Annotated in this window: 6 protein-coding genes and 1 pseudogene; 2 read left to right on the forward strand and 5 right to left on the reverse strand. The window is 67.3% G+C overall.

From position 1 onward, the window contains the following. Nucleotides 1–7 precede the first annotated feature (7 nt). The 3 genes and pseudogenes from EPL04_RS17780 to EPL04_RS17790 all read right to left on the reverse strand — a co-directional run. Nucleotides 8–922: pseudogene (locus EPL04_RS17780) on the reverse strand (phytoene/squalene synthase family protein); the annotation flags it as partial. A gap of 152 nt (nt 923–1,074) precedes the next feature. After that, the gene (locus tag EPL04_RS17785; protein ID WP_134672523.1) at nt 1,075–1,653 is read right to left on the reverse strand and encodes a DUF7311 family protein; all 579 of its coding nucleotides are present in this window, start codon (nt 1,651–1,653) and stop codon (nt 1,075–1,077) included. Then, nucleotides 1,650–2,066 (reverse strand): DUF7310 family coiled-coil domain-containing protein, encoded by a 417-nt coding sequence (locus tag EPL04_RS17790; protein WP_134672524.1) that lies wholly within the window; start codon nt 2,064–2,066, stop codon nt 1,650–1,652. Before EPL04_RS17790 ends, EPL04_RS17785 begins: the two co-directional genes overlap by 4 nt. Before the next feature lie 116 nt (nt 2,067–2,182). Between EPL04_RS17790 and EPL04_RS17795 the strand changes: the two genes are divergently transcribed. Continuing rightward, nucleotides 2,183–3,262: a tubulin/FtsZ family protein gene (locus EPL04_RS17795; protein ID WP_134672525.1), complete on the forward strand. Its 1,080-nt coding sequence runs from the start codon at nt 2,183–2,185 to the stop codon at nt 3,260–3,262. Between the two features lie 71 nt (nt 3,263–3,333). Here EPL04_RS17795 and EPL04_RS17800 read toward each other — a convergent pair whose 3' ends face one another. Both EPL04_RS17800 and EPL04_RS17805 read right to left on the reverse strand, forming a co-directional pair. Beyond that, nucleotides 3,334–4,677, reverse strand: coding sequence for an alkaline phosphatase family protein (locus EPL04_RS17800; RefSeq protein WP_134672526.1), 1,344 nt, complete (start codon nt 4,675–4,677; stop codon nt 3,334–3,336). 93 nt (nt 4,678–4,770) lie between these two features. After that, a complete protein-coding gene (locus tag EPL04_RS17805) occupies nt 4,771–5,886 on the reverse strand; it encodes a DHH family phosphoesterase (protein WP_134672527.1) in 1,116 nt (371 codons plus the stop codon). 94 nt (nt 5,887–5,980) lie between these two features. On the opposite strand from EPL04_RS17805, the gene EPL04_RS17810 reads away from it, so the two are divergent. Beyond that, the gene (locus tag EPL04_RS17810; RefSeq protein ID WP_134672528.1) at nt 5,981–6,619 is read left to right on the forward strand and encodes an IS6 family transposase; all 639 of its coding nucleotides are present in this window, start codon (nt 5,981–5,983) and stop codon (nt 6,617–6,619) included. Nucleotides 6,620–6,762: the final 143 nt, after the last annotated feature.

Raw genomic sequence — 6,762 nt, forward strand, 5'->3', positions numbered from 1 at the left:
CGACTCCCTACTCGAACTGGGGCGTTCCGCCGGGAACGTCGGCGCCGCCGGGCGAGCCGTCGCCGTCGGGGACGGCGCTGACTCGGCGGAACACCGTCTTGGGGTCGTCGGACCACTGCCAGTGCCACCGGGTCTTCGCCCAGAGCCACGCCGCGCGCGGCGCGCTCAGCTCCGGGGGCGAGGTCAGCACGTCGAACTCCCGCGCCCGGATGAGCCGGTGGTACTCAGCGTACAGTACCGCGGCGAAAAGCACCGCGAACTGACAGTCTTCGGGAAGGTACTCGATGCCCGCCACGCCCTCGCGGTACTTGCGCTCGGCGCGCCGGAGCTCCTCGGCCATGGTGGCTCGGAAGCCGTCGTCCGGGTCGCAACGCCGGAGCTGGGCCTCCGTGACGCCGTGGCGCTCGCGGGTCGTCCCGGGGAGATAGACGCGGTCGTGGTCGCGGATGTCCTCGCGCACGTCGCGCAGGAAGTTCGTCAGCTGGAACGCCTCGCCCAGCGCGACCGCGTGGGGCCGCGCCCGGTCGGGCTCCTCGACGCCCATGACCGCCTGCATCATCACCCCGACGGCGGCCGCCGAGCCGCGAACGTACGACTCCAGTTCCTCGTAGTTCGCGTACCGACTCTTGTCGATGTCGGTCGCCATCGCGTCGATGAACTCCTCGATCTCGTCGTCGGGGATGTCGTACTCTTCGCGCATCTCCTGAAACGCGGCGAGCACGGGGTCGTCGGTCTCACGACGGCCCTGCGCCTCGGCGCGCAGTTGCTCCAGTCGCTCGCGTTCCTCCTCCGGTGACAGGTCGGTCGCGCCGTCCACGACCTCGTCGGCCACGCGGAAGAACGCGTAGAGGACGTAGGTCGGGTTGCGCACCCGTTCGGGGAGGAGTCGCGTGGCGAAGTGGAAGGTTCTGCCAGTTCGCTGTGCTGCGTCGGAGTTGTCGGTCTGTGACCATTCAGTGTCTCCTGTGTGAGAGTCCGGCCGTGCAACGGCGCCGCGGTACCCGCACTTAGGGCGCGTCCGAGTTAATTGTTGGCTTCGGTGAAATCGTCTCCAGCGGACATAGCGCCCTCGTGTCATTTCGGCGCCGAACCGCCGTCACGGCTCCGTGGAGGTCTGCCGTCGGGGAGCGACGAGCCGTCTCGGGTCGCCAGCGTCACGAGCACGACCGGGCGGTCATCGAGGTTGACGAGCCGGAGCACCAGCCGGTGGGTGCCCGCTCGGAGGAGCAGTGGGTCGGCGGTCGCGTCCCCGTCGGCGACCGACTCGGCCGGCCGGAGTTCGACCCCGATCCGACGGACGTGCCGCCGGCCGCCCGCGACCGTGGCGGCCACCACACCGTTGGCGTCGGTCTCGGCGTTCGAAGGCGGTTCGGCCGCGGCGCCGTCGAGCCGACTCCCGAGCGCGACCGACGCGACGGGGACGGCGGTCGCCGACCCAGACGGGAACGAGACGGTCAGCGCGCGCCGCGGCCCTTGCGCGCCGGGCCGTGCGGGACTCTCCTCGCGAACGAGGCGTTCGGCGGCCGCCTCGATGCGGTCGAGTTCGCCGTCGACGAGCCGCTCGGTTCTGGCGGTGCGAGCGTCGTCGACCGCGGGGGCGGCCGCGGCCGCCAGCGTCGCCGCCAGCGTCACCGAGAGCACCGTCCGTATCACCCGAGCGCCTCCGCGAGCCGGGCGAGAAGTCCCGCGTCGTCGCCACTGCGATCGGGGTCGGGTCGCTCGCTGTCGGCGCACTCGCCGGCGCGTCGGGGCTCGCAGTCACAGACGGGGCGCTCGACCGTCGGCGGTTCGCGTTCGAGCGCCTCGGCCTTCGCCAGCGCCGCGTCGGCCCGGCGCTCGACCGTCTCGTTGACGGTCCGTGCGTTGCCGACGTAGCCTCTGAGCGCCTGCGTGGCGGCGTCGAGCTCGTCGAGTCGGTTCTCGGCCTCGTCGAGGCGATCGGCGAGCGCGTCGGTCTCGGCGGCGAGTTCGGCGCCGGTCCGGAGGTCGGTCAGGTCGCGGTCCTCGCCGGTGAGCGCTCGCTCGACCGCGCGGAGTCGCTCGTCGAGCGTTTCGAGGTCGGACATGGCTCGGGGTGGTCCCGCTCCGATACTTAAATGTTCGTCCGACGACCGCCTCGATCCCGGCGCGGACGCCGCCGCGCGCCGGAAAGTTGATTGTCCTCCAATTCGAGTCCCCGTGCATGAAAGTCGTCCTGATTGGTGTCGGGCAGGCCGGGGGCAAACTCACCCAGCGGCTCGCCGAATACGACCGGAAGATGGGGTTCGGCGCGGTCAAGGGCGCCCTCGCGGTCAACTCCGCGAAGGCTGACCTCCGCGAACTCGATCTGGATACGGTGCTCATCGGACAGGATCGGGTGAAAGGCCACGGGGTCGGCGGCGACAACGAACTCGGCGCGGAGGTGATGCAGAGCGACGCGACCGAAGTGATGGATGCGCTCGACGGACGCATCACCGCCGAGGCCGAGGCGATATTCGTCGTCGCGGGCCTCGGCGGCGGCACCGGATCGGGCGGCGCGCCGGTGCTCGCCCGCGAACTCAACCGCGTCTACCAGATCCCGGTCTACGGCCTCGGCGTGTTGCCGGGCCGCGACGAGGGCGCGATGTATCAGGCCAACGCCGGCCGGTCGCTGATGACGCTGGTCCGGGAGGCCGATGCGACCCTCCTCATCGACAACGACGCGTGGCACACCTCGGGCGAGAGCGTCGGCGAGGCGTTCGACAAGATCAACGAGAACATCGCCCAGCGGGTCGGCCTGCTGTTCGCCTCGGGCGAGGCGGTCGAGGGCGTCGGCGAGAGCGTCGTCGACTCCAGCGAGGTCATCAACACTCTCCGGTCGGGCGGCATCGCCACGCTCGGGTTCGCCAGCGCCGAGGCGGGCGAGGACGCCGAGGCCAACATCAACACCGTCACCTCCACGACCCGGCGGGCGCTCCTCAGCAACCTCAGCCTGCCCAACGCCGTCGAGGCCGACTCGGGACTGCTGGTGGTCGCCGGCCAGCCGGACGCGATCCCGCGGAAGGGCGTCGAGCGCGCCCGCAAGTGGATGGAAGACGAGACCGGGAGCCTGCAGGTCCGGGGCGGGGACTTCCCGCTCGACAGCGGCCGACTGGCGTCGCTCATCCTGCTGGGCGGGGTCGAGCGCTCGGATCGGATCGAGGCGTTCCTCGACCGCGCGAAAGAGGCGAGCAAGCGGGCCGAGGAACCCAAACAGGACCCGGCCGAGCAGTTCCGCACCGACGAACTGGACGATTTGATCTAGCGGCCGGCGTCTTCGGTCGCGCGTTTCGACGGCGTCGAACTCACAGAGCCGACGGCTGAGCCTCACCTCGGTCAGACCAGGCTCGCGCCGTCGAACTCAGCGGCGTCGTACTCGACCTCGAGCAGGTCGAGGATCGTCGGGGTGATGTCGAAGAGATCGACGTCACGAACCGTCGCTTCGGGGTCGTCGACGAACAGCGACGCGTTGTCGAAGCTGTGCATCCCGTTGCGCGGGCCCTGACCGAACACGTCCTCGTGGCCCTTGAACCCGGCCTTGAGGTCGAAGCCGTAGTTCGGGATTGCGACGAGGTCGGGCGCGATGTCGTCGTGGTCGCCGTGGAAGGCGTCTTCTTTCTCGACCACGCGCTCGACGACTTTCCGACCGTCGGGACCCTCTACGGCTTCGAGCGCCTCTTTGAGCTGGTCGCGCTTGGTCTCGTACTCGCTCTCGGGGACGCTCCCGCGGGGCTCGCGGCCTTCGAGGTTGATATAGAACCGGCCCGGGATCAGCGAGTAGGCCTCGGTGTCGTCGGTGATGTCGCCGAGCTCCTCGTGGTCGTCGTCCTCGTAGGAGAGCCACCCCTCCTGTTCGAGCCAGGTATTCGCGTAGAACTCGTAGTCGAGGGAGGTGAACCCGTGGTCGGAGGCGACCAGCATCGTCACGTCGTCGGGGAGGTTCTGGCGGATCTCGCCGACGTATCGGTCGAGCTTCCGGTAGAAGTCGAGGAACGCCTCTCTGTACTCGCCGTCCTCCTCGTAGTGTTTGAACAGGAAGTGGTTGACCCGGTCGGTCGTCATGAACACGCCGAAAAAGAGGTCCCAGTCGTCCTGCTGGAGGTAGTGTTTGAACGCCTCGTAGCGGGCGTCGAGGGTCTCGTGGGCGTTCTCGATGAAGTCGCCTTTGTCCTCGTCGTGGCCGAGCTTGGCGTTGGCGTCGATCTTGTAGTCGATCGAGTCGAGGTACGAGCCGAGTTCGTCGGGGTAGGCCGCCTTGTCGATGCCCGGCGAGAGAAAGCCCGAGACCATCCGCTGGACGTTGCGCTGGGGCGGGAAGGTGACGGGGACGTTCATCACGGTCGCGTCCCGGCCGGCGTTCTGGACGCGATCCCACACTCGGGTCGCCTGGACGTCCCGACCCATCGGGACGTAGGTGTCGTACGAGCCGGTTTCGCGGTCTTGGAAGCCGTAGACGCCGGTCTGTCCGGGGTTGACGCCGGTGGTGAGGGAGGGCCAACACGCCGACGACTCGGGCGGGACGATGCTGTCTATCGGCCCGGCCGACCCCTCGTCGGCGAGCGCGGCGAGGTTCTCGAACTCGTCGAAGTGATCCTCGAGGAAACTGTACGGCACGCCGTCGATACCGAAGAACGCGACGCGGGGCTTGTCGTCGCCGCGGAGCTTATCGAAGAGTCCCATGCTTCCGGCTACGAGGACCGCATACAAGAAATTTCTTTTCGTAAGCGCCGCCTTCGACCCGAACGATGATGAAAGACCTCGCGACCGAGAAGATCAGGAGCTCTCGAACGCCTCGAACAGCGCCTTCCGGGTGCTCGCGTCGATGAGCATGTCGAGGGTCTCTTCCTGATCGTCGTCGACCTGCGAGAACAGTCCGAGGGGCACCCGGGCCGTCGCGGCGTCGGTGTTGCCGCCGGTGGTCTCGCTGGTCTCGAACGCGGAGTCGAGGATGTCGAACGCGTTGGTCCGGACGTCCTCGGCGCGACACGACACCACGATGGTCTCCTCGTGTATCCCGAACACCGCCGCGGTCGAGACGCCTTCGAGCCGGAGCATGGCGTCGGCGGCCTCTTCGAGCGCCGAGACCGCCGGGATCGACCCGACGTTCGTCACCGCGAAGCTCGCCCGGCGCTCGCGGTTGGCGATCGCATCGCCGATCACGTCGAAGGTGTCGCCGCTCATGCCGGGCGATCGGAGGTCCTCGATGCGCCCGAGGTCGGCGTAGGTGTGGAGGTAGCCGGCGGCCTCGTAGTCCTGCTGGCCGTTCGCCCGGCGGAACTCCCGCGTGCCGGCCCGGATGCCGTGAAGGAGCGCGGTCGCGATCCGCTGGTCGGGGACCACGTTCTCGGTCTGGAGGAATCGCGCGACCGTGGTCGAGGTCGAGCCGTCTTCGGTGGGCGTCACCGTCAGGATGTTCTCCGCGGCGGTCGGCCGGTGGCGGACCACCGCGACCACCGGCGGGTTGTTCGAGAGCCGGGGGACCGCCCCGCCCCCGCCGACCGCGATCGCGGCGTCGAACTCGGTCAGCTCCTCGCTCCCGTCGCCGATAACCGCGAACTCGAGGTCGAAGATGTTCGAGAACGCCTTGGTGTCCTCGCCGGTGATCTCGCCCTCCGCGAACAGTCGGGCGGTGACGCCCCACTCCTTGCAGAGCGCCCGGAGCCCGACCGCCGCCGCGAGCGCGTCGATGCTCGGGCCGTCGGGCACCACCAGCGCGACCCGGTTCTGGCCGGCGACCGTGTTCTTGAGCGCGTCGACCGGTGCGGGCTCGCGATCGCGTCGCCAGCCGGTGACCGACCGGGCGGCGTAGAGGACGACTCCACCGGCGACCACCACCGTGGCTGCCATCGCGGCCAACTCCGCGTTCCCGAATCCGGTCCCGAGCGCCATCGCTTCGGGGTCCCGATTCCAGCGATAAATATTTTCGGGAGGCCGTCCGGGTCGCGTTAAGTTAGAGGATGAGGCGTTCGATCTCTGAGTGTCCATGCTCGATCTCGAACGCCTCAGCGATGCTATCACGTGGATAGATTTGTCGTTTGTGGAGCGGCGGCGGACTCCCGAGTGGGCGATTCAAGTGGGCATCCGGTGTCACCTGGCGGGTATGTCACTTCGGGATGCCAGTCAGTATCTCGAAGAGTTGGGAGTCGAACGGAGCCACGTTGCGATCCACGAGTGGGTGCACAAAGCCGATCTACAGCCAGTTTCGACAGTCACCGCGGATCAACTCGCAGTTGACGAGAAGATGATCCGCCTGCACGGCCAAGAATTCTGGCTGTACGGTGCGGTCGATCCAGAAACGAACGAAATCCTCCACGTCAGCCTGTTTCCGACCACGACGAAACAGACAACGCGATGGTTTCTCGACGAGTTGCATCAGCGCTATCAGATCGACGACGTGCTGTTTCTCGTCGATGATGCGGATTACCTCGGTCCAGTTCTCGCTGAAGATGGATACCGATTCCAGGTGGTTTCACATGGAAATCGGAATGCCATCGAACGTGTCTTCTGGGAAATAGAACGACGAACATCATCGTTTGCGAATATTTTTAGCCATGTCACGCTCGAAACAGCCCAATCCTGGCTTGAAGCCTTCGCCGTCTACCACAATGCGCGCCAAACTTAACGCGATGGCCGTCCGGGGCACTGTTCAGATAAGGATGAAGGATGAGGCGGTTCGATTTGCTAGTGATCCATGCCAGAAATCGACCGCCTCAACGGAGCTAGCGACTCGATCGAGTTAGCGTTTATGGAGCGAGAAGCGACACC

The sequence above is a fragment of the Halorussus marinus genome (assembly GCF_004521895.1).
In the GTDB taxonomy this organism is placed as follows: Archaea; Halobacteriota; Halobacteria; order Halobacteriales; family Haladaptataceae; genus Halorussus; species Halorussus marinus.